At 49.9% G+C, this 22,084-nt stretch carries 21 protein-coding genes; 6 read left to right on the forward strand and 15 right to left on the reverse strand.

Annotated features, from left to right (window positions below; all coding sequences use genetic code 11):
* The 8 genes from M2404_RS13715 to M2404_RS13750 all read right to left on the reverse strand — a co-directional run bounded on the left by M2404_RS13715 (position 1) and on the right by M2404_RS13750 (position 7,931).
* The gene (locus M2404_RS13715; protein ID WP_259240315.1) at positions 1-861 is read right to left on the reverse strand and encodes a DUF6999 family protein; all 861 of its coding nucleotides are present in this window, start codon (positions 859-861) and stop codon (positions 1-3) included.
* A complete protein-coding gene (locus M2404_RS13720; protein WP_259240316.1) occupies positions 851-1,537 on the reverse strand; it encodes an iron-containing redox enzyme family protein in 687 nt (228 codons plus the stop codon). Before M2404_RS13720 ends, M2404_RS13715 begins: the two co-directional genes overlap by 11 nt.
* Positions 1,538-2,644, reverse strand: coding sequence for a beta-ketoacyl-ACP synthase III (locus M2404_RS13725; RefSeq protein WP_259240317.1), 1,107 nt, complete (start codon positions 2,642-2,644; stop codon positions 1,538-1,540). It abuts the gene before it with no gap.
* Positions 2,641-3,213: a diguanylate cyclase gene (locus tag M2404_RS13730; RefSeq protein WP_259240318.1), complete on the reverse strand. Its 573-nt coding sequence runs from the start codon at positions 3,211-3,213 to the stop codon at positions 2,641-2,643. Before M2404_RS13730 ends, M2404_RS13725 begins: the two co-directional genes overlap by 4 nt.
* A gap of 88 nt (positions 3,214-3,301) precedes the next feature.
* The gene (locus M2404_RS13735) at positions 3,302-5,290 is read right to left on the reverse strand and encodes a cache domain-containing protein (RefSeq protein WP_259240319.1); all 1,989 of its coding nucleotides are present in this window, start codon (positions 5,288-5,290) and stop codon (positions 3,302-3,304) included.
* A 108-nt stretch (positions 5,291-5,398) separates the two neighbouring features.
* On the reverse strand, positions 5,399-7,318 hold the full coding sequence (locus tag M2404_RS13740) for a S9 family peptidase (RefSeq protein WP_259240320.1): 1,920 nt from the start codon (positions 7,316-7,318) through the stop codon (positions 5,399-5,401).
* Positions 7,319-7,419: 101 nt separating this feature from the next.
* Positions 7,420-7,668: a GNAT family N-acetyltransferase gene (locus M2404_RS13745; RefSeq protein WP_259240321.1), complete on the reverse strand. Its 249-nt coding sequence runs from the start codon at positions 7,666-7,668 to the stop codon at positions 7,420-7,422.
* The gene (locus M2404_RS13750) at positions 7,665-7,931 is read right to left on the reverse strand and encodes a hypothetical protein (RefSeq protein WP_215399461.1); all 267 of its coding nucleotides are present in this window, start codon (positions 7,929-7,931) and stop codon (positions 7,665-7,667) included. The genes M2404_RS13745 and M2404_RS13750 overlap by 4 nt, the downstream gene beginning before the upstream one ends.
* A gap of 164 nt (positions 7,932-8,095) precedes the next feature.
* Between M2404_RS13750 and M2404_RS13755 the strand changes: the two genes are divergently transcribed.
* Both M2404_RS13755 and M2404_RS13760 read left to right on the forward strand, forming a co-directional pair.
* A complete protein-coding gene (locus M2404_RS13755; RefSeq protein WP_259240323.1) occupies positions 8,096-9,337 on the forward strand; it encodes an NRAMP family divalent metal transporter in 1,242 nt (413 codons plus the stop codon).
* Between the two features lie 16 nt (positions 9,338-9,353).
* Positions 9,354-10,598: a cation:proton antiporter gene (locus M2404_RS13760; RefSeq protein WP_259240324.1), complete on the forward strand. Its 1,245-nt coding sequence runs from the start codon at positions 9,354-9,356 to the stop codon at positions 10,596-10,598.
* Positions 10,599-10,634: 36 nt separating this feature from the next.
* Here M2404_RS13760 and ilvN read toward each other — a convergent pair whose 3' ends face one another.
* Complete coding sequence (ilvN, locus tag M2404_RS13765) at positions 10,635-11,126, reverse strand: acetolactate synthase small subunit (protein WP_259240325.1); 492 nt, start codon at positions 11,124-11,126, stop codon at positions 10,635-10,637.
* Between the two features lies 1 nt (position 11,127).
* Positions 11,128-12,897, reverse strand: a complete 1,770-nt coding sequence (locus tag M2404_RS13770; protein WP_259240326.1) for an acetolactate synthase 3 large subunit — start codon at positions 12,895-12,897, stop codon at positions 11,128-11,130.
* 1 nt (position 12,898) lies between these two features.
* On the opposite strand from M2404_RS13770, the gene M2404_RS13775 reads away from it, so the two are divergent.
* Positions 12,899-13,072: a hypothetical protein gene (locus M2404_RS13775; RefSeq protein ID WP_259240327.1), complete on the forward strand. Its 174-nt coding sequence runs from the start codon at positions 12,899-12,901 to the stop codon at positions 13,070-13,072.
* Between the two features lie 171 nt (positions 13,073-13,243).
* Complete coding sequence (locus tag M2404_RS13780; protein WP_259240328.1) at positions 13,244-14,089, forward strand: tetratricopeptide repeat protein; 846 nt, start codon at positions 13,244-13,246, stop codon at positions 14,087-14,089.
* A gap of 17 nt (positions 14,090-14,106) precedes the next feature.
* On the opposite strand, the gene M2404_RS13785 is transcribed toward M2404_RS13780, so the two are convergent.
* Both M2404_RS13785 and M2404_RS13790 read right to left on the reverse strand, forming a co-directional pair.
* On the reverse strand, positions 14,107-14,493 hold the full coding sequence (locus M2404_RS13785) for a response regulator (protein WP_259240329.1): 387 nt from the start codon (positions 14,491-14,493) through the stop codon (positions 14,107-14,109).
* Positions 14,493-15,842 (reverse strand): sensor histidine kinase, encoded by a 1,350-nt coding sequence (locus M2404_RS13790; protein ID WP_259240330.1) that lies wholly within the window; start codon positions 15,840-15,842, stop codon positions 14,493-14,495. The genes M2404_RS13785 and M2404_RS13790 overlap by 1 nt, the downstream gene beginning before the upstream one ends.
* A gap of 75 nt (positions 15,843-15,917) precedes the next feature.
* Here M2404_RS13790 and M2404_RS13795 point away from each other — a divergent pair, with 75 nt between their 5' ends.
* A complete protein-coding gene (locus M2404_RS13795) occupies positions 15,918-17,099 on the forward strand; it encodes an SAM-dependent methyltransferase (RefSeq protein ID WP_259240331.1) in 1,182 nt (393 codons plus the stop codon).
* A 7-nt stretch (positions 17,100-17,106) separates the two neighbouring features.
* Here the strand turns inward: M2404_RS13795 and M2404_RS13800 are convergent, their stop codons facing one another.
* The 3 genes from M2404_RS13800 to speA form a co-directional block, all read right to left on the reverse strand.
* The gene (locus M2404_RS13800; protein WP_259240332.1) at positions 17,107-18,036 is read right to left on the reverse strand and encodes an acyltransferase; all 930 of its coding nucleotides are present in this window, start codon (positions 18,034-18,036) and stop codon (positions 17,107-17,109) included.
* Positions 18,036-18,929 carry an acyltransferase gene (locus tag M2404_RS13805; protein ID WP_259240333.1) on the reverse strand — a complete coding sequence of 298 codons (894 nt, stop codon included), beginning with the start codon at positions 18,927-18,929 and terminating at the stop codon, positions 18,036-18,038. The genes M2404_RS13800 and M2404_RS13805 overlap by 1 nt, the downstream gene beginning before the upstream one ends.
* A gap of 102 nt (positions 18,930-19,031) precedes the next feature.
* Positions 19,032-20,918 (reverse strand): biosynthetic arginine decarboxylase, encoded by a 1,887-nt coding sequence (gene speA, locus M2404_RS13810; RefSeq protein ID WP_259240334.1) that lies wholly within the window; start codon positions 20,916-20,918, stop codon positions 19,032-19,034.
* Between the two features lie 135 nt (positions 20,919-21,053).
* Here speA and speE point away from each other — a divergent pair, with 135 nt between their 5' ends.
* Complete coding sequence (gene speE, locus M2404_RS13815) at positions 21,054-21,908, forward strand: polyamine aminopropyltransferase (protein ID WP_259240346.1); 855 nt, start codon at positions 21,054-21,056, stop codon at positions 21,906-21,908.
* The last annotated feature ends 176 nt before the right edge of the window (positions 21,909-22,084 follow it).

Consider the following 22,084-nt stretch of genomic DNA (forward strand, 5'->3'; position numbering starts at 1 on the left):
TCAGGCCTGTTGTTGTATGCGCTGTTGCTCCAGATAGGCATACAGCTGCTCGGTAAAAAAGCCGTGCATTAAAAAGCGCTGGCCTAAATTCCACGGCCCGACCAAATAATGCGGGTATTTGTTATAGGCCATTTCACGCAAGCTGTTATCGCCAACCAAGTCGCCGATGCGGATAGCAATTGACTGATCGAGGTTAAAACCGTTAATGGCATCGCGGTATTCTTCGCGCGTTAGCAGCAGGCAGAATAAACACATAAACAGCGCATGGGCACTTTCAAAATCGAGCCATTGGGTGCGTTTTTCTGTAAATTCAAACTGCGCCATATCAATGCTTTGCCAGTGCTGCCAGTTAAGCTCACCCGTTTGTAACGGCTGTTTAGGGTGGTGCCAGCTGCCAAGCTCTGCGAATAAGCGAAACAGCTGTTGGTCGTGCTCAACAAAGCTGGCGTGTTGCATATCGGCTATGCATTTAGGATACAGCTGTACCGGGGTGAAACCGCTATTGGGGCTATTGGCAGCGAGAAAATTCAGTACATTAGATTCAGTCGCATAGTGGCGCAAAATCAGTAAATTGGCCTCTTTGCTGACAAAATGGCTGCAAAACCAGCAAATTAGCTTTTGCAGGCTTTTATGCGCGCTAAATTGCGGCAACGGCAGGCGTTTAAACAACCAGGTGATATGTAGCAAAATAGCAAAAATAAACTGCAGCAATGGCCGCACGCCCCAGCGTAGCGGGTTTTGTAAGTCTTTTAGCCATAAGTTCAGCGCTGCCTGTTCTATCGGCAGCGAGTTATCGTTGGCAATGGCCTTTAAATAGGCGCTTGAGCCGTGGCGGTTACTGGTGTGGTGTTCAGTACTCATGCTCTACCTCTTCCAGTTGCAGGCAATACAGCCTGGCGGTAACACGGGCGGTGCGCACTATGGCCGTGAGCTGCGCCGGGCTTTGGCACAGGCGATCTATTAGCTGATACAGCTTTTGCATATGGCCGTCATCGTTAGCGCCGTGGTAGCGCATAAAACGGGTGTAGCTGCCATCGCCGCCGGTCGTTTTATCTATTTGCGCCGCCCAGCTGTTAGCCATTTTCTGGCCCAGGCCTTCAATAATCCACATGGCACCAATTAAATCGACCGGATTTGGCTGGCTGGCGCGGTACATTAAAAAGCCGTGCAGTGCTTCAGTGCCAATATTACGTGGCGCGTTTTGAATGTCGCTTAAGCTGCCGCCGGCGGCAACATAATCGCGCTCGAGCATTTCATAGTCGCGGTGCTCTTCACGGGCGTGGCCAATAATGGTTGAGCGCACATCGCTGTAATCGCGGTCAAAACTTGAGGCGCAGCGGCTGATCCAGCGTGAGCCTTCTATGACCTGCTGGCGCCAGTGTTGCAGTAGCTGGCAGTAATCGGCTTTACTAAACTGGCCACGTTCTAAGCGCTGCAACAGCGGCACCCGGCCAAGCTGGCGCTCAAATTCAAACCATACCCGCATCAGTGCCTGTAAACATTGTTGGCCCTGCGGGCTTAATAGGTGCTCTGTCATTCAGGCCTCCACTACCGTTAGTTGCATATAGGCATTATTAAAGCGGCCGCTTTCCGGCACCATACAGATAATGGTATCGCCGGTTTTATAGTTTTGTGTGCGGCGAAACTCGTCCAGCATAATAAAAATAGAGGCGCAGCCGGTATTGCCGCGGCTGTATAAATTGCTGTACCACTTATGTTCGGCGATGCCCACCCCGGCGCGCTGCAGCATATCGAAGATTTTGCCGCGAAAATAATGCGAGGAATAATGGCACAGTACATGATCTACTTTGTCTGGCTGTACCCGACCCTCAGCAATTAAACGCAGGTAACCATCTACGCCCAATTTAACAATGTTTTCCAGCAGGCGTACATCCTGGCGGATAAGCAGTGCACCGGCCGCTTCGGCCTCGGCATAAGTGGCGTAATCCTGCCAGCTTTGGCTGTGGTTACTGTCTGTTGGGTAGCCTACGCTCATACATACCGGGTAGGCATCGGCATGTGAGAAACTGCGGATCCAGTCAATACGAAAACACCTGCCGCGCGGTTGGGTTTCCAGCAGCATGGCACCGGCGCCGTCGGATAACATCCAGCGCAGAAACTCAGCGTTAAAATCCAGTTCTGTGCCGGCGGCTTCATAGCGGCTGGCTTTAAATAAACGTGAGGTCAGCTCACTGGCTACTACTAATGCATTGGGCTGTTCGCCTGCTTTGAGGTTAATAAAGGCGGCTTTTAGCGCCATCATACTGGCAGAGCAAATACCGTGGCTGTTGTGCAGCTCTATGTCGTTTAGCCCAAGCTCAGCCTGCAGCATAGAGCCAAAGCCCGGCAGTACCATGTCGCCCTGGCTGGTGGCAGCACTTAACATTTTAATCTGCCGTTTGCCGATAAAGCTGCCGGTTAAGCAATGCTCGGCTGCTTTGGCTGCCATTTCGGCGTTAGAAAACAGGGTGTTGTGGCTGGCATCGATAGCGTAGTGGCGTGTATGAATACCGTTAGATTGCAAAATACGCCGCTTTAAACGGCTGGGTTTGCCATGTACTAAACCTAACAGCGGTTCCATTTCATCATTGCTTACGGGCGGGCCGGGTAAAAAGTGGCCTGTGCTGTTGATATACACACTCATGCGTGCACCTTGCGCTGCTTCAGTGCGGCTATCAGGCAGCGCAGGTTTTCTTCCATATAAGGCAGTACACACACAATGGCCATAAAACCCAGATAATACGGCAGGTAAGTATCGCCGCCATGGGCATAGGGCATACGCTGCAAATAAAACTCACCCTGCCAGTTAAAACTGACCAGTTTAATAAACACCGGGTAGTTAATTACAACGATTAACAGCAACATATACAGCGGCAAGGTGGCTAAATAATTATGTGCGTGCATCTCCCACACACTGATATGGCGCTTGGGTGCGGCGTAATGTACGTCATAGTGGGCTACGGCTTCATGTGCCAGCCAGGCGGCAAGGCAAATCAGCATAATCAGCACATTTACCTTAAACAGCAGGCAAAGCAAAATCGGCACTGCCATTTGCACACCCATTAACGAGTGAATAAGTGACTCTTTTAAGCCTGAGGTATGTTCAATGCGGGTAGCGCGGTGGCAGCACCAGTCAACAAAACCGGCGATACCCCAAAGTGGCAGAAACACATACAACATTAACTGAATAAGCAACTGACTGGTTTGCAACACCTTACTCCTGTTGGTGCTAATACTGCGGGTACTATAGCGCAAGGTTAATGATTTGTAGATTGTTTTATCTGCAGAGTGCGGTACCGGCTTAGCGGTAATTTAGCAACAGGCAGGCAAACACCACATTTTTATAACCGTCACTGGTTTTGTATTCGCGGTAACCGCTAGCCGGTGCTATTGCCAACAGATAACGCTGGCCGTTTATATTATATTGTTCGGTCAGGCTGCCTTGCAGCGCCCTTTGGTATAAGGCTGCCGGTAAAGGTAGCCGTGCGCCAATTTGCCAGTTGTCGTGGCTGGCAGAAATAATTTTGCCTGCACTGTCAACATAGCAGGCACTATAGCCTGCTTTAACGTCACCCTGCTCATTTTTGGGGAGAATATCAATCAGCATTGCCCTGAATTGGGGCGTGCTGTCAAACACCAGGCCGATACCGCCGATAACCTGCTCTGGTTCTGTCGGGTGGAACAATGGCGCATTATAAATATAGGTAGCCTGCTGCCGGTACAGGGCGCTGGGCACAAAAGCGCTGACACTGTATTGCTGCGGCTGGGTCAGTTGCAGGCAACCTGCGGCACCGGTGCTATCGTCAATGTTGGTAAGGTGGGCGGCGGTAGTGGAAATAGCGACTAATTGCAGTGCCGTGTTATACAGGTAAATAGTATGGTAAACGGTATATAAGCTATTGATGTAACTAAGCTCTGCTGATAATTTTTGCTGTTGTGTAGCATCTACAGTATTTTGGACTAAAGCCTGGCGAAAACTGGCATTTTGTGCCCACCAGCGGCAGTCGTTGGCACGCTCGTACAGGTTGCGATCCATAATGTCGGCCGCCAGTTCTGCCAGTGTGGTGAGCTCCTGTAGCAGGCTGTGCATAATGGTGCTGCCCAGCTCGTCGATAGACGAGGAAAACACCTGATAAATATTTTGCCCTATACCTCTTATGGCGTTGAGTACCGGAATAAACTCTATAGCCTCTTTGCGCGCCGCGGCAATTTCACCGTTAAGCACGATTAAACTCAGCTCATCATTAACCTGCATAGACTCACGCTTGATTGCCAACAGCGCCGGGAACAACTGGCCATCTGAGGGGCTGTCTGTATTGCTGGCGCTTACCTTACTGCTGGCCAGTCGCTGCAGTGGTGTCCACATTTGTACCTGCCAGCCGGGGCCCAAATACTGTTGATAACCGCGGCTGTTGGCAAAGCTCACCAGGTAGCTGTGCTGCCCGTGCTGCTGTAAGTTCAGAGAGTTTGCCAGTGTAACCCTGGTTTGGGCATCCAGTTGCGCCGGATCAGAGCTAAAAGCTACCGTGCCGTCAGCATGAACCAGCGCTAAAATACTGTGCCGGTTTGCTGCCAGTAATTTACTGAAAATGGTGTTTAGCTCATCTGCGATATTAAAACACAGGCATAACACGCCAAGTGGCTGACCGGCATCGCCGTATACCGGTTGTGAGTAAATCAGGCTTAAGCTTTTATCGGGTTGTAAATCGCTGTAGCGGCAGGTTTCGGTGTAATTGCTGCCGCGCTCAAGGCTGCGTTGCAGCAGCGGATCGGCCGAGCGGGTTTGGTTGTACTGCTGGTTTAGCCGTAGCAAAATAGTGCCGTCCAGGGCTAATAACACCACATCATCGTAAACAGAATAATTTGCCACATAATGTTGCAGGTGCTGGTGTAAGCGGTTTTGCAGCGCTTCGTCAGGCGTGGGCAGAGCCATAAAATGACAGATTTGCTGATCTGTCGCCAGAAAGCCAATATCGGCCGTGCGCTCAAACAGGTTACGTATTAACACGTCTATTGCCATCTGGCAGCAGGCATTATCGTGCAACAGCACTTTTTTAGTTTGCTCCTGCAGCAGGTTATCAATAAGGGTGTATTGCAGCTGATTAAAGCGCTGCTTTGTGATGTCCATACTGGTAAGAATGTCAGAGCCAAGGCGTAAACTGTTAATTTTGCCTATCAGGCTTACTTTTCCCCACCAGTCGTCCAATTGTTGCAGTTTTTGTTCATGTTCCAGCACGCCTTGCATACTGGCTTTAAGTATAGTTTTGTGTCGTTCTACAAATAGCTGCATAACCAGTTACTACTCCGGGCCTCTAGCCCTTTGGCTGTTCCGCTGAATAGTATGCAAACTGTTTGCCAGAGTTAAATAAACAGGGGCCCGCGGGCCCCTGTGACGGTGTTACAGGTATTGCTGCAGAAACTTAAGATAAGCCTGCTGGGCGGTAATGCGGTTACTTTTTTTCAAAAAGCCGTGGCCTTCATCGGGAAACAGTACGTACTCTACCGGTACGCTGTTAGCCCGAATGGCGGCAACCATTTCATCGCTTTCTACCTGCAGTACCCGCGGATCGTTGGCACCTTGCACGACTAATACCGGCTTTTTCACTTTGTCAGCGTGAAACAGCGGTGAAATACGGCGCAGGCGTTCGCCGTCTACTGCCGGATCACCCAGCTCAGCATACAGCGATTCACGGAATGCTTCCCACCATGGCGGAATGCTTTCCAGCGTGCGCACCCAGTTGGTTACACCAAAAATATTAATACCCAGCTTAAACTCGTCGGTAAAGGCCATGGCGGCCATAGTCAGGTAGCCGCCATAGCTACCGCCCATTACACCGATGCGATCTGCTGCTACCCAGTCGAGGCTTTGCAGATACTTTTTGCCATAAACGATATCTTGTAAATCATCTTCGCCGTGGCGTAAATCGTCCAGATGAAAGAAGGTTTTGCCATAGCCGGATGAACCGCGGTTATTTACGGCTAACACGGCATAACCCTGATTTACCAGATGCTGAACAACAGGGCTGTAACCGGTACGCGACTGGCCACCCGGGCCGCCGTGGATCCAAATCAGTGCCGGCACTTTGGCTGTGGCACTAGCCTGCTTCGGTTGATACAACAATGCCGGTATGGTTAAGTCGTCAAAGCTGTTGTACCGCACGACACGGCTTTGCACCAGATTGCTTTCATCAATACTACTGTCCAGTGCCTGGGTCAGGCGCTGGGCCTGGCTGTCGCCCAGTTTCCAGACATATAAATTTGACGGGCTGTTGTCGGCATTCAGGTAAAAGCTCAGGTAGCGGCTGTCGGCCGAAAACGTTATGCCGCGTAAATCGCCGGCGGGTAGTGGTGGTAATTGCAGGCTCTGGCCGCTTTGCTGCTCGGTAATGCTGATGACGGTAGAGGCATCGGCATTAATGCCCTGTACCTGATATTTGTTGTCATCACTAAAGTAAATAAAGCTGATATCCCAGTCGGCCTGGCTATAGGGGCTGGTTTCACCACTGGCCAGGTTGTACCGGTAAGCTTCAACAAACTCACTGTTGCCATCGGTACCAAACAGTAAAGTGCTGCTGTCCGGGGTAAAGCCATACACGTTATGCGAAATATTACCGTCGTGCTGTGTCAGCAGCGTAGCCGTGGGCTCTTTTGCCTGTAAGTCGAGTAAAAACAGGTTGTTGTCGGCGTTGTTGCGCTCTTTGCTTAATGCCAGATAGCGGCCGTTTTTACTAACGGCATCAATGCTGTAACCGTCGTTGTTTTCATACACCAGCTTGCGGCTGTAGTCGGTGGCGTTGTAGTGATATAAATCGAAAAACCGCGCATCGCGCTCATTACTGGTAATAAAAAAGCTGCCATCGTCGTGCCAGCCGGCAAAAGCGGCTTTAAGTTTGTCACCGGGGGTAAGGTCACGCACGGTGCCATCAATTTCACGCAGATAAATGTGGTTAAGCTCGTTACCACCCTGATCGGCGGTGTACAGCAGGCGATCGTCAGAGGGAAACCAACCGACAGGGAAGGCCGGATCGGTCTCCGACTGTGTTAACGGTTGCCAGTCTTTGCCGTCCAGGCTAACCCGGTACAGGTTAAACACACCGCTTTCGTCAGATGCCACCAGCAAAGCGCTGGCATTATGGTTAATGTCATTGCCCAGATAGGTTTTAGTGGCAAAAAATTGCTCTGCGCTGTACTGAGGTATAGCAGCACTTACGCTGAGTGCGGCAGTATTGCCGCTGGTGGCTGTGCTGGGTGGAGCTTTGTCGCAGCCGGTTAATATAACCGAGCTTAACAGCAAAGCGAGGGTAAGACGCGATAACATGATAGTGTCCTTATATCAGGTGAAACATAAGTCGCGACTGCCTGCTCTGCGACGGCTTATAACGCCGGTAACCGGCTCAATGCAGTAAAACCCGGTAGCTGCTAGCGCAAAAACTTCTGCACATAAGAGCAACTAGCCTGCAGCTGATACTGCTGTGCTTTAGCCCATGCCAAGCCATGGCGCACCAGCTTTTCTGCCAGGCCTTTGCCGCGAAACGCCGGTGGCACAAAGGTATGGTGGAAGTTAATCTGGCTGCCGGTTAACTGGTAATCCAGCACCGCTTCTGCACCATCGAGGGTTAGAACAAAACGCTGCTGCTGTGGCTGGTGAACAATAGTGGCCTCTGTCATGCGTCTTCTCCCAGCCAGGGTGTTTGTGGTAATTGCGCCAGATGAGCGGCATAACGCTCTAAATTAAAACTTTGCTGATGTTCAATCACATCAATCATTTCAGGTGCTAAGGCGCAGGCGATCAGCTCTATGGCTTCTTCGCGGCTGTGGCCGGTCATGCGCAGGCGCATTAAGGTTTCAGTAACTTGTTTCGGGTAATTGTCGGCCAGTTGGTTTTCTACCACTTCAAACAGCATGGCCTGATCGAGCAGCTCGTCGCTCATAAATGCCTCAGTATTGCTTTTGCGCATTGGATTATAGTTGCGCCAGTATGGAATATCTGCAGGCGCTTGCCAATTGGCTGCGGAAAAAAGCTTATGCCAGATAGTATTTAGCTGTGGCTTTGGCTAAGCTGGGGCGCACTGACGTTTGAATTAAGAACACCCCTATGCAACAGGAAAATTATGGCTGGCGCGGCCGTATACAGGCGCTTGGCCCCGGTATTTTAATGGCTACAGCAGCTATTGGTGGCTCGCATTTAGTGGCGTCTACGCAGTCGGGGGCGTTATTTGGCTGGCAGCTGGCCTGGCTTATTTTGCTGGTTAATGTGCTGAAGTATCCGTTTTTCCGTTTTGGGGTTGAATACACGCTAACCCGCAAAGAGAGCCTGTTGGTGGGGTATCAGCGTAAGGGGCGTGGCTATTTTTACAGTTTTATTGTGCTGAATATTATCGCGGCTGTAGTAAATACCGCCGGGGTACTGCTGCTAACCGCCAGCCTGTTGCAATATGCGCTGCCGGGTAATTTGTCGTTAACCTTATTGTGCTGGGGCATACTGGCCGCCTGTTTGCTGATTTTGCTGCTGGGCCATTACAAAGCGCTGGATAATGTGTCGAAGCTGATCATGATACTGCTGACATTTACCACGCTGATTGCAGCAGCGATAGCCTGGCACAATGGCGCTCAGGCACCGCAGGGTTATGTTGGCCCATCGCCCTGGACTCTGGCCAGTCTGGGTTTTCTGGTGGCACTGATGGGCTGGATGCCAGCGCCGATAGAAATATCAGCCATCAGCTCGCTGTGGTTAAAGGCCAAGCAGCGCCATACTCATATCACCCGGGCTCAGGGGTTGTTTGATTTTAATCTCGGCTATTGGCTTACCGCCGCGCTGGCGCTGGTGTTTTTATCTTTGGGGGCCCTGGTGCAGTACGGGAGTGAGCAACCTATTGCGCTGGCAGGTAGTGCTTTTGCCCAACAGTTAATGAATATGTATGCCAGCACTATAGGCGACTGGGCGCGGCCGCTGGTAGCACTGATTGCTTTTTTATGTATGTTTGGCACCACTATTACCGTGCTGGACGGCTATGCCCGCACTTTACATGCTTCTTTTGCCCAACTGGGCTGGATTAAACACCCGGCCGCGCTGAACTACTGGCTTATTGCTCAGGCCGCCTGCGGTATGGCAATGATCCTGTTTTTTAAAGCGGCTCTGGCGCCTATGTTAACTTTTGCCATGACGCTGGCGTTTTTAACCACGCCGGTATTTGCCTGGCTTAACTACAGCCTGATGCGCGGTGAGGGGGCCATAGTGCTTAGCTGGCCGCTAAGGCTGCTTAGCTGGGCCGGTTTATTCTATCTGAGTGGTTTTTCACTACTGTTTTTAGGCTGGTACAGTGGCTTACTGGGTTAACTGAGGGTGCTGGCCGATGGGGTTTAGTACAGTGTTGTTGTTTTTGTGCCAGCTAGTGCTGATTTTACTGGCTGCGCAGCTAATGGGGCGGCTGGCGCGTTTTATTGGCCAGCCCAAAGTTGTGGGCGAAATGATAGCTGGAGTGCTGCTGGGGCCATCACTATTTGGCTGGCTGGCGCCACAGTTGCAGCAAAGTATTTTTACTGCCGATACCCGCAGCTGGCTGTATTTTGGCGCCCAGCTTGGCGTGGGTTTGTATATGTTTCTGGTCGGGCTGGAATTTAACACCCGGCTGTTTAAGCACCATGCCAAAAGTGCTGTCAGTGTATCGTTAGCCGGGATGCTGGTGCCTTTTGTCTGCGCAGCCTTGCTGTGTTTATGGCTTACCGATACACCGGGGCTGTTTGCGGCTGATATTTCTTATTTTAACGCTGCCTTATTTATGGGCGCCGCCATTGCTATTACGGCCTTTCCGATGCTGGCGCGCATTATTTACGAGCGTGGCTTAGCCGGTACACCACTTGGCACCATGGCGCTGGCAGCCGGGGCCATTGACGATGCCGCTGCCTGGCTGGTGCTGGCTTTTGTGCTTGCCAGCTTTGGCGGTGGTACAGAGTTGCTGTTTAAAGCGCTGCTGGGTGGTGGTTTATATGCGTTTATCATGCTTACCCGGGTTCGGCGCTGGCTGCAGCCGCTGGCAGATAGTATTGCCCGCAATAACCATATGAACCTTATACAGTTTATTGGCATTATGCTGCTCTTTGCCGTGTCGGCTTACAGTATGGACTGGGTAGGCCTGCATGCGGTTTTCGGTGGTTTTTTACTGGGTATTGCTATGCCGCGCGGCGTAATAGTAGAACAACTGCGTAAACGGCTGGAAAAGTTTACTATTTTGCTGTTGTTGCCAATGTTTTTTACCTATTCTGGCCTGAATACGCAACTGGATGTGCTGGGCTCATGGCAGGTGTTGTCGGTAGCCCTGGTGGTGCTGGCGGTTTCTGTGTTTGCCAAAGGTGTAGCCTGTTGGGCTGCCGCCCGGCTAAATGGCGCCGATAACCGTACTGCAATGGCGATAGGTGCATTAATGAATGCGCGCGGCCTGATGGAGCTGATTATTATTAATATCGCGCTTAGTTATGGTGTTATCCAGCCAGCGCTGTTTTCAATTATGGTGGTTATGGCAATTGTTACTACGCTGATGGCATCGCCGTTATTTCAGTGGGTATATGGCAGGCATCAGGCAAAAGTAACGGCAACCTGAGGCTGCCGTTGGTATATGCTTAATGCCTGTTAAAAACTATAGCGCCAGGGTTTTTTCACCACGGGCTATGCCCGAAGCGCCGCTGCGCACTACCTCCATAATGGGCGTAGTACCCAGTGCCTGAATAAAGGCATCCAGCTTATCGCTGGTACCGACCAGTTGAATAGTGTAAGTGGCGGGGGTAACGTCGATAATCTGGCCGCGGAAAATATCGGCGCAGCGTTTTACCTCTTCACGCTGGTTGCCACCGGCTTTAACTTTTACCAGCATTAATTCGCGTTCAATATGTGCCGCTTCGCTGATATCTGACACTTTTACCACTTCAATCAGCTTGTGCAGTTGTTTACTGATTTGTTCAATAACCTGATCATTGCCATGAGTTACCAGCGTTAAGCGTGACAGGGTAGGGTCTTCGGTGGCGGCCACATTTAGCGAGTCAATGTTATAGCCGCGCTGGGCAAACAGGCCCACTAGGCGGGCCAAGGCGCCGGATTCGTTTTCCAGCAGAACAGAAATAATATGCCGCATGTTAAGTCCTCTCTGTTTTGCTTAAAAACATATCGTTCATGGCGCCACCCGGCACCTGCATCGGGTAAACGTGCTCTTTCGGGTCGATATGAATATCTAAAAACACCAGCTGATCTTTCAGCGCAAAGGCGCGCTCCAGCGCCGGTTGCAGTTCTTCCGGTGTGGTAACACGAATGCCAACATGGCCATAAGCTTCTGCCAGTTTGACAAAGTCGGGCAGTGAATCCATGTACGAACTGGCATAGCGCGACTCATAGTTCATATCCTGCCACTGTTTAACCATGCCTAAGTAGCCGTTATTCAGGTTAATAATTTTTACGCCTAAGCCGTATTGCTTACAGGTAGACAGTTCCTGAATATTCATCTGAATAGAGCCCTCACCGGTGACACAAACCACATCGGCATCGGGGTAATTCAGCTTCACCCCCATCGCAGCGGGCAGGCCAAAACCCATGGTGCCAAGGCCGCCGGAGTTAATCCAGCGGTTGGGCTTATTAAACTTGTAATACTGCGCGGCAAACATCTGGTGCTGGCCTACGTCACTGCAAACGTAGGCTTCGCCTTTAGTGATTTTACTAACCTGCTCAATAACATATTGTGGTTTTAACAGCGGTGCGCTGGTGTCGTAGCGGCCGCCATGTACGCTGCGCCACTGAGCTATTTGCTGCCACCATGCTTCCAGTGCGGCGCTGTCTGACTTTTTCTTTTTCTGCTTTAGCAGGGCCAGCATATTGCTTAGTACCGGTTGCACTAAGCCGACAATCGGAATATGCGCATTTACCGTTTTACTGATGCTGGCCGGGTCGATATCAATATGAATAATGGTCGCGTCGGGACAGAATTTTTTGGTGTTATTGGTTACGCGATCGTCAAAGCGTGCGCCTACCGCCACAATAACGTCGGCATGGTGCATGGTCTGGTTGGCTTCATAGCTGCCGTGCATGCCCAGCATACCAATAAACTGTTTATCATCGGCCGGGTAGGCACCTAACCCCATCAGCGTGTTGGTTACCGGCAGGTTCAGCAATTGCGCCAATTCTGTCAGTTCGTTTGATGCCCCGCCCATAATGACACCGCCGCCGGCATATAAAACCGGTTTTTTGGCAGCCAGTAATGCCGCAACGGCTTTTTTAATCTGGCCACTGTGGCCCTGCTGCTTGGGTTGGTATGAACGCAGGTTAATTTCCGCCGGGTAATGATACGGAAACTGCTGGTTTGGCATGGTCATATCTTTCGGGATATCCAGCACGACCGGGCCCGGCCGGCCGGTTTGTGCGATATGAAAGGCCTTTTTAATTAAATAGGGAATATCCTCCGGGCGGCGCACCGACATATTGTGCTTACAAATTGGCCGCGATATGCCCAGCATGTCGGTTTCCTGAAACGCATCACCGCCAATCAGGTGGCTCATTACCTGGCCGGTTAGCACTACCATCGGAATAGAATCCATATAAGCAGTGGCAATGCCGGTTACTGCATTAGTAGCACCGGGGCCCGATGTTACCAGTACGACACCGGCTTTGCCGCTGGCGCGGGCGTAAGCATCGGCCATATGGGTAGCCGCTTGCTCATGCCGTACTAAAACATGCTTAACTTTATTTTGCTGAAATAACGCATCGTAAATATGTAATACAGCGCCACCCGGATAACCGTACAGGTATTCGACACCTTCATCGGCTAGGGCACGTATTACCATGGCGGCACCGGATAACATTTCTGTTGCTCTGGTGGAGTCGGCTGACTTATCGTCTGGCTGGATCTGGCTGGTCATTATGCTATCTCATAGTTTGCTGTGGCAAATACAACACGCCACGGCTTTGCAGGCAAAGGCGCGGGTGAATTTTTCTAAAGCAGCCAAAGGCCGCTTTAATGCTGTGCTACGTGGACTGGTTGAACAGGATAAGCTGTTAAACTCAAACTATGGCGCTATGGTTATTTGCTGCTGAGCAGTCATTTTTGTGCGCTGCATTAATTTACGTGATAGACGGCCGGATGTCGATACTTTTTCCGTTGTTTCAGCGGCTCATCTCAGCACTTACGAGGCTTGCAAAGCCACGGCTGTGCCCACATAGTAAGACACAACTGAGTTTTGATCTGCCAGCAAGGATTTTCGTTTTATGCAACAGCCTATCATTGATGTTTCTATTAATAACGCCCGCGAGGTACTGGATGCCTCTATGCAGAAGCTGGTGCTGTTCCAGTTCTGGTCGGCCCGCAGCGAGGGCTGTAAACAACTAAGCCCGGTGTTGGAGCGCATAGTACAGCAATATCCGCAGCAGTTGTTGCTGGCCAGGGTAGACTGTGACAAGGAGCAAGATCTGGCGATGCAGTTTGGCGTGCAGTCGCTGCCAACCGTAATGATGATCAAACAAGGCCGGCCGGTTGATGGCTTTGCCGGGGTTGAAACCGAGCAGGCGATACGCGATAAACTGGCCGCCTACCTACCGAAACCGGAAGATGATTTGCTGGCGCAGGCTGAACAATTGCTGGCCAAACAAGACTACGCTGCTGCCTACCCGTTGTTAAAAGAAGCGTTATCTTTGGCACCTGAGCGCACCGAAATTAAACTGTGGCTGGCTGATACTGCTGTTAGCCTGGGCCAGCTGCCGCAGGCAGAAACACTGCTAAGCGAGGTTAAACTGGCCGATCAGGACGCCTTGTATAAATCAGTAGTTGCCAAGTTGGAACTTGCTAAAGAAGCTGCCGACACGCCGGAAATAAAAGCGCTGGAAACTGCTCTGGCAGCAGAACCTGCCAGCAATGAGCTGAAAGAAAAACTGGCCATACAGTATCAGGCTGTACAGCGTAGCGAAGAGGCTCTGGCGCTGTTGCTGAGTATTCTGCAGCAGGATTTAAACTACGGCAGCAGCAAAAAGCTGTATCTGGATATTCTGGCCGCGTTGCCTAAGGGCGACAGCGTGGCAACACAGTACCGGCGCAAGTTATATAGCCTGCTTTACTGATAGCAGAAAAGGCGGTGCTACAGATGAAAGTCGAGCCAGATCTGCCGGATCTGGTTTGATAGCGTCATAGGGTCAAACGGCTTTGCTACGACATCAGCAGCGCCCAGTGCTTTGTATGACGCAATTTCACTGCTTTGCACCTTGGCTGTCATAAATATCACCGGCACTTTGGTTAAATCGTACCGGCTTTGCAACTGTTGCAAGGTGGTGGGGCCATCCATGCCGGGCATCATTACATCCAGCAAAATCAGTTGTGGCGCCACAGTAGGGTAATCAGCTAATGCCTGCATGCCGCTGCCACAGGTATGCACGCTAAAGCCACCGACAGCCTCCAGTGCAATTTTGGCTACCTGCTGAATAGACGGGTCATCTTCTACGTGCATAATACGCTGTAATTCTGTCATTAATCTGTCTCCGGAAGTTCTGCTACGTTGGCCAGTGGCAGTAACACATAAAATTCACTGCCTTTATCTTGCTCTGACTGAAAGCCTATTTCGCCCTGCATGCGGCTCATCAGCTGTTTGCTGATAGCCAGCCCAAGCCCGGTACCCCCTTTGCTTTTAATGTCAGAGCTGTCAGCCTGAGAAAACTTGCTGAATATATAAGGTTTAAATTGTTCGCTGATACCACAGCCGTTGTCTATTACCCGTATCAGTGCCTTGTCGCCTTGTTGTTGTACGGTGATATTAACTACCGCCTGCGGTGGTGAAAACTTAGCCGCATTTGATAGCAGGTTGGCCATAACCTGCTGCAGACGCATGCTATCAATATTTACCCACATATCGGCTGATATAGCTTGTAGCTGATAGTAAACCTGATACTGCTGGGCATAGCTTTGGTTATCGTGTAATGAAGCTTCAACAACAGGTAGTAATGGCTGCGGTTGAATATCAAACAACATTTTGCCCGCGATCAGTTTATCCATATCCAGCAGGTCATTAATCAGCAGCTGCAATTTCTTCACGTTTGCCTGCGCCAGTTGAGCCATTTGAGCGGCTTGCTGTGGCAGCGGGCCAAATACTTCACCATGCAATAAGCCAATGGCGCCACTAATCGCTGTCAGCGGTGTACGCAGTTCATGGCTTACGGTAGAGACAAACTCATCTTTGAGGCGCTCAACTTGTTTTCGCTCTGTAAAATCGCTGGCAAAGCCATAAAGAATGACGCTGCCGTCTGCTTGACGCTCAGGTACTGCACGGCTGGTTACCCATATTATGTCCCCGTTGGGGCGCTGCACTCTGTGCTCTATTTTCCACAATGTAAGCTGTTTGGTTGCAGCGATAATACTGTCACGTACTGTTTGAGTATCTGCCGGGTGTATACGGTCGAATAAAGGGCCTGCATCATCTTTTACCTGTTCCGGTGTTAGATTAAATATATCGCGGATACCTTCACTGCAGTACATAAAGCTGTTGCTGCCATCGGGTTTCAGCAGAAACTGAAATACCATACCGGGTAACTGGCTGGCCATTTTACTCAGTTGCTCTGCCGCTTCTATTTGTGCACGCCGTTTTAAATTTTCAGATTGTTTGACTTCCTGCAATAAGCTCCTGATTAACCTTTTAACTTCTGAAAGCAAGGTTAACAACAGTAATTCACTGGCTAAAAAGGCCAGAGTCCAGCGCTGCAATACATCAGCTGTAGGGGTTTGCTGGTAACCACGCCACGCCAGATAGCTGAATAACAGCAATAATAAAATGCTACCAAGCCAACTGATAAAATTAATGGTTCTGCTAATGCGTTGATTTATCATAGCGGCCTTAATAGGAGCGGACTGCTTTACTATAAAGCACAAGCGTGAGCCTGGCAAAACGGCAGACAGATATTTATGAGCAACACAATAACGCAGCAATTTCAGCAACTAAGCAGGGTATTACAGCAGTACCGGCGGTACTGGCAGTTATTGCCATTTGCCTGTGACACTCTACCCTGGCCGGATGCTGAGTTGCAGCAGCTGTTAACAGGTATGGATGAAAGCCTGTTAAAGCAGATTGATCAAAGCAGTACGTTGCAGCAGCAGTATTTTGCTTCATTGTTTCCTGCATTATTTGCTTTGCCGGCAGTGGCGGTTGCAGTTGCTCCTGAACCCTTGCCCGCTTTGCCGTTCTGGTTGGAAAACGGTATTGGCGGGCGTAAACTGCAGCAAATTACGGCGTTATGCCAGCAGTGGCCACACAGCAATTTACCGGTGCTGGAATGGTGCGCAGGTAAAGGGCATTTGGGCAGGATACTGGCTCACCGTTTTACTGTGCCGGTAACCAGTGTTGAATGGCAGGCAACATTATGTGATGCTGGTGCGGGGTTGGCCGAAAAATATCAGTTACCACAGCACTTTGTTTGTGCCGATGTACTAAGCGCACCACTTGATACTGTTTTACAGCCAAAGCAGCATATCGTAGCGCTGCATGCCTGTGGCCAGTTACATATTTCTATGCTGCAACAGGCGGTACACGCAGGTTGCCAGCAGTTACAACTGGTGCCGTGTTGCTATCATTTAATTACGCAACCACAGTATCAGCCGATGTCGGATCTTGCCTTACAACACAATTTACAGTTAAGCAAAGACGATTTAAAACTGGTGGTGCAAGGCCAGGTAACGGCAGGTGATCGTGTTGAAAAACTCAGAGCGACCGAAGTACTGTGGCGCCTGGCCTATGATGAATTACGGGCCGACCTTACCGGGCAGCGCCATTACCGGCCGCTGGCGTCAGTTGGTAAGCATTGGTTTAGTGGCAGTTTTACAGCTTTTGCCTGTTGGGCAGCGGCGCAGCATCAGTTGGCGTTACCTGCCGTGATAGACGAAGCACTGTATCTGGCGCGGGCGCAACAGCGTGCAACAACTGTACAGCGTATTGAACTGGTAAGGCACTTATTCCGCCGGCCACTGGAACTATGGCTGGCGTTGGATAAGGCGTTATATTTACAGCAACATGGCTATAAGACACGCATCAGTGAATTTTGTGACTATCAGGTAACACCGCGCAATCTGCTACTGACAGCAACCCGTTAAGCCAGGCTTAACAGGGCAAGTGGCCGGGCGCGGGGGTTAATACCTGGGCCTGATTATACTGTTGTATCAGCTGATCTTTATGCTGCCAGCGCTGGTTAAGCCATAACTGAAAGCGTTCGCGAAACTGCTCGTCGTTAAAATAATCGCCAATAACCTGCTGATCTACTGGCAGAACTTCTACCTGTACTATCACCCGCTTTAACTTACCCATCAACATGTCCATAGCAACGTGCTGTGGGTTGTCGGGGTAGAGCAGGGTAAAATCCAGTATGGCGTTAAATTGTTCACCCATGCTGGCCAGGGTAAAAGCTATACCGCCAGCTTTAGGTGGCAATAGGTACTGAAATGGGCTGCGCTTCGCGGCTTTTTTTCTTTCGGTAAAACGGGTGCCTTCTACAAAATTAATAATGGTAGTAGGCACGGTTTTAAATTTCTGGCATGAAGCACGGGTCGTGGCGATATCCTTACCTTTTAACTCTGGCCGTTTTGCCAGCTGTGCTGTGCTGTAGCGCTTCATAAAAGGCATATCCAGTGCCCAGCAGCCGGTGCCTAAAAATGGCAGCCATTTCAGTTCGTCTTTTAAGAAAAACTTCGGCTCCGGTATACGGCTATGAGCCACTGTGCTGACAACCGGAATATCAAGCCAGCTTTTATGGTTTGAAATAAGCAGATACCAACTGGTTTTATCCAGCGTTTGGGCACCGCTAATTTGCCAGTCGACCTTATTAAACAGGTTAATTAAGGCTGTGTTAACTGCTGTCCAGCCGCGATAGCAGCCTTTACCCGCCAGTGCGGTAATGCGGTGCACAGCTTTAAACGGCAGCAGCAACTTGATGATGCCAAGCGGTGTAACCAAAATACCCCAAAACGCCAGATTTAACGCAAATAAGCTGAAGCTAACAGGCAGCAGCAGCCAGCCGGGTAAAAAACTTAGCATTATTGCTGTTCTCCCTGTTTCAGCGCAGTGAGTTGCTGATCTTTATGTTGCCACAACTGGTTGATCCATTGTTGAAACCGCTCGCGGTACTGGCTGTCGTTATAGTCGCCCAGCAGTTCGGGTGTTATAGGCAGTACCCGGATCTGCACGGTAATATCGCGCACTTTGCCGGAGATGTAGTCCCAGAAACTTGGAATTCCTTTAGGGTAATAGATAGTGATGTCGAGAATTTTATGCAACTGATCGCCCATAGCTCCCAGTACAAAAGCCACGCCACCGGCTTTGGGTTTTAGCAGATTGCGGTACGGCGATTGTTGCTGGCGATGTTTTTCCGGGGTGAAGCGGGTACCTTCGACAAAATTCATAATTGCGGCCGGTTTAAAGCGAAACTTATGGCACGCCTTGCGTGTGGTTTCGATATCTTTGCCCTGCAAGTGCGGATTTTTTTGCAAAAAGCTTTTGCTGTAACGCTTCATAAAGGGAAAGTCCAGCGCCCACCAACACATGCCTAAGAAGGGTACGTATAGCAGTTCTTTTTTCAGAAAAAACTTAATAAACGGAATATTGCGGTTAAATACTTTTTGCAGTACCAGAATATCAGCCCAGGATTGATGATTGGCCAACACCAGATACCAGTCTTTAAGTGATAGCGTTTCAAGGCCTGATACTTGCCAGCGAATACGGGTAAACAGCCGGGTAGTGAAGTTGTTGACACTGATCCAGGCCACGGCACAGGCATCCAGCAGGTAAGTCATCCAGCTTTGCCAGCGGGTAACCGGCGGCAATTTCAATATAGCCAGCAGCATAATGGGTACACACCAAAACAGCGTATTGACAATATAAAGCAGCATTGAAAGTGTGCCCGTTAGCGGGCGGGGTAAAAAATGTAGCATAACAACACCTGGTATTTGTGGCTGGCCGAAGTTTTCGGCTGCTAAAAATAATAACAGCAGGCGAGCCTGCTGTTAACATGTCCGATGAGTAGCTAGTTTACCTTAATCTTCAAAATAGGTGTAACCATAAACACCGGCTTTCAGTTCATCCAACAGTTCATCTCTTTTGCTGGCAGTCATATCAAGTTTGGCCAGCTGTTTGCTGTATGACGCTATCAGCTTATTCGCGTCAAACTGCACATAACGCAGTACATCAGCTACCGTATCACCTTTAATGATATTGGTCAGTTTATAACTACCATCGTCGGTTAATTCCACGTGTACAGAGTCAGTGTCGCCAAACAGGTTGTGTAAATCGCCTAAAATTTCCTGATAGGCGCCCACCATAAACATACCCAGCAGGTACTGTTCATCTTCTTTATATAAAGGCAGCGGCAGGCTGGGTTCAATCCCGTTACCATCAGCGTAGCTTTTCAGCTGGCCGTCTGAGTCGCAGGTAATATCCTGAATAATGGCGCGATGATCCAGCGGCTCATTCATCCGTTCCAGCGGCATTACCGGGAACAACTGGTCAATACCCCAGGCGTCGGGCATGGATTGGAACAGCGAGAAGTTAACGAATAACTTATCTGCCAGTTTTTCATTCAGCTCGTCGTGAATAGAGCGGTGCGAACGTGCTGTCATGTCCAGATTGGCTTTTACTTTGTTAATGGTAGCAAAGTAAATTTGCTCCAGCAGCGACCAGTCTTTTAATGTCAGCAGGCCATGCACATACTGGGCATGGGCGTCGGTAAAGTAGTGCACCGCATCGTGATAGGCTTCAATTGCCGTGCGTGGCGTAACATTTTGGTAAGCTTCCCACAGGCCAAGGATCACTGTTGGCGAATCTTCACTTGGCTCCGGTAAATTGACCAGGCCCGGTGCGCGCTCAATATCAATGGCATCGGTTACCAGCACGGCGTGGTGTGCTGTCATAGCCCGGCCTGATTCGGTAATAATGTTCGGGTGGGGCAGGTCGTACTCGTCACAGACTTCTTTTAAACCATTAACCACATTACGGGCATATTCGTACATGGTGTAGTTCATTGAACAGGCCGAACGTGATTTAGAGCCTTCGTAGTCAACACCCAGGCCACCACCCACATCGACAGTACTGATGGGCACACCTAAAGTACGCAGTTCAGCATAGTGGCGGGCACATTCACGAATGGCGTTGTGGATATCACGAATATTGGCAATTTGTGAGCCGATATGAAAATGTACCAGTTGCAACAGATCCAGCTTGCCGGCATCGCGCAGGACATCAATGGCCTGCAGCACCTGGGTTGCGGTTAAGCCAAACTTGCCTTTTTCACCGCCGGTGTTTTGCCACTTGCCTTTACCCACCGAATTTAAACGGATACGGATACCAATACGTGGTGCAGTGCCTAAATTATCAATTTCACGCAGCAGGGTTTTTAGTTCAGACAGTTTTTCTACTACCACGTAAACAGTGTGGCCCATCATCTGGCCGATAGTGGCCAAACGCAGAAATTCGCTGTCTTTGTAACCGTTGCAGACAATCTGCAATGGCTGATCAGTAACACCTAATATAGCCATCAGCTCGGGTTTACTGCCTGCTTCAAGGCCTACTTTATCGCTGTCGTGGCTGATAAGACGTTTTACTACTGAGAACTGCTGGTTTACTTTAATCGGGTAAACAGCAGTGTACTGGCCCTGATACTCTTTTTCTGCCTTGGCACGCTGGAAAGATTTAATCAGCGTATCCACCCGGTGTTGCAGAATGTCAGTAAAACGCACCAGCACAGGTAAGGTTAAGCCTTCCTCTTTAAAACGTGCAGTAAGCTCAGGAAAACTGATGCCTGTTTTACTGTGATCCTGATCCGGATAAGCCACCAGATTACCATCAGTATTAACATCAAAATATCCTTCACTCCATACCGCTACGTTATAGATAGAGCGTGCTTTTTCAGTACCCCAGTCGGCCATTGTCGTTCCTTTAAAATTAAGATGTGCATAGTTTAAGGCCAATACGGTAAAGCTGCAGCAAAAAACATCGAAATATTTGTCCTTGGCGGCGCAAGCAGGCAAAATATGCGGCTATTTTGTTTTGAGGGTAATACTATGTCTGGCGACAACAATTGGTTCACTGAAATTTTCGCCCCCAGCGGCAGCGCCTTTGGTTTGGCTATCACGAAGAAACTGGATGAGGTTCAGTCGCCGTTTCAGAAAATTGAGATGTTTGAAACCACCCATTTTGGTAACCTGATGGTGATTGACGGCGTTATTATGCTCAGCAGCCGTGACAACTTTCTCTACCACGAAATGCTTAGTCATCCGGTATTGTTTACCCATGCCAACCCGAAAAATGTGGTGATCATCGGTGGTGGTGATTGCGGCACCCTGCGTGAAGTATTAAAGCACCCCGGCGTGGAAAGCGTAACGCAAATTGATATTGATGAGCAGGTTACGCGGATGGCCGAAAAGTATTTTCCGGAATTATGTGCCTCAAACAACGACCCTCGCGCAACCCTGAAGTTTGACGACGGTATTAAATACATGCGTGAAGCAGCGCCGGAGTCAGTGGATGTTATTATTGTTGACTCTACTGATCCTATCGGGCCGGGCGAAGGGCTGTTTAACCGGGCATTTTATGACAGTTGCCGTAAAGCATTGCGCCATGGTGGTATCTTGGTGCAGCAGAGCGAGTCGCCACTGATCCATATGCCGTTACTTAAAGATATGCGTAGTGCTATGCTGGATGCCGGGTTTGATGCTTTGCAAACGTTGCTGTTCCCGCAAATGGTATATCCGTCTGGCTGGTGGACCTGCACTCTGGCGCGTAAAGGTGCTGCCTTTAATGGCTTTCGTGAGGCAGATGCTGCCCAGGCACCGTTTAATACCGATTACTACAATGCCGAAGTGCATAAAGCCGCGTCTGCTTGGCCTAATTTTATGAAAAAAGCCTTGCTGGATTAAAACGCAACAGAGGTAGACAGGAGTGTCTGAAAACGCACTACAGTAGTTTAAATAAATACCTGGCTTAACTTGCCTATTTGGCAAGGCTTTTGTACAACAAAAAATTGCTCGTACCGAGCAGCTATACAACGAGAAAATTGCCGCAGAAAAAGCCTCGCTGGCGGGCTTAGAACTAA

Origin of the sequence: Rheinheimera pacifica (assembly GCF_024809855.1) — a bacterium.
Classification (GTDB): Bacteria; Pseudomonadota; Gammaproteobacteria; order Enterobacterales; family Alteromonadaceae; genus Alishewanella; species Alishewanella pacifica_A.

Coding starts and splice junctions, on each gene's coding strand:
- M2404_RS13720 (WP_259240316.1), bottom strand. CDS start 1,537: ATGACAGAGCACCTATTAAGCCCGCAGGGCCAACAATGTTTACAGGCA.
- M2404_RS13725 (WP_259240317.1), bottom strand. CDS start 2,644: ATGAGTGTGTATATCAACAGCACAGGCCACTTTTTACCCGGCCCGCCC.
- speA (WP_259240334.1), bottom strand. CDS start 20,918: ATGGCCGACTGGGGTACTGAAAAAGCACGCTCTATCTATAACGTAGCG.
- M2404_RS13715 (WP_259240315.1), bottom strand. CDS start 861: ATGAGTACTGAACACCACACCAGTAACCGCCACGGCTCAAGCGCCTAT.
- M2404_RS13785 (WP_259240329.1), bottom strand. CDS start 14,493: ATGACAGAATTACAGCGTATTATGCACGTAGAAGATGACCCGTCTATT.
- M2404_RS13800 (WP_259240332.1), bottom strand. CDS start 18,036: ATGCTAAGTTTTTTACCCGGCTGGCTGCTGCTGCCTGTTAGCTTCAGC.
- M2404_RS13735 (WP_259240319.1), bottom strand. CDS start 5,290: ATGCAGCTATTTGTAGAACGACACAAAACTATACTTAAAGCCAGTATG.
- M2404_RS13805 (WP_259240333.1), bottom strand. CDS start 18,929: ATGCTACATTTTTTACCCCGCCCGCTAACGGGCACACTTTCAATGCTG.
- speE (WP_259240346.1), top strand. CDS start 21,054: ATGTCTGGCGACAACAATTGGTTCACTGAAATTTTCGCCCCCAGCGGC.
- M2404_RS13755 (WP_259240323.1), top strand. CDS start 8,096: ATGCAACAGGAAAATTATGGCTGGCGCGGCCGTATACAGGCGCTTGGC.
- M2404_RS13775 (WP_259240327.1), top strand. CDS start 12,899: ATGCTATCTCATAGTTTGCTGTGGCAAATACAACACGCCACGGCTTTG.
- M2404_RS13780 (WP_259240328.1), top strand. CDS start 13,244: ATGCAACAGCCTATCATTGATGTTTCTATTAATAACGCCCGCGAGGTA.
- M2404_RS13745 (WP_259240321.1), bottom strand. CDS start 7,668: ATGACAGAGGCCACTATTGTTCACCAGCCACAGCAGCAGCGTTTTGTT.
- M2404_RS13740 (WP_259240320.1), bottom strand. CDS start 7,318: ATGTTATCGCGTCTTACCCTCGCTTTGCTGTTAAGCTCGGTTATATTA.
- M2404_RS13790 (WP_259240330.1), bottom strand. CDS start 15,842: ATGATAAATCAACGCATTAGCAGAACCATTAATTTTATCAGTTGGCTT.
- M2404_RS13750 (WP_215399461.1), bottom strand. CDS start 7,931: ATGAGCGACGAGCTGCTCGATCAGGCCATGCTGTTTGAAGTGGTAGAA.
- M2404_RS13795 (WP_259240331.1), top strand. CDS start 15,918: ATGAGCAACACAATAACGCAGCAATTTCAGCAACTAAGCAGGGTATTA.
- M2404_RS13770 (WP_259240326.1), bottom strand. CDS start 12,897: ATGACCAGCCAGATCCAGCCAGACGATAAGTCAGCCGACTCCACCAGA.
- ilvN (WP_259240325.1), bottom strand. CDS start 11,126: ATGCGGCATATTATTTCTGTTCTGCTGGAAAACGAATCCGGCGCCTTG.
- M2404_RS13760 (WP_259240324.1), top strand. CDS start 9,354: ATGGGGTTTAGTACAGTGTTGTTGTTTTTGTGCCAGCTAGTGCTGATT.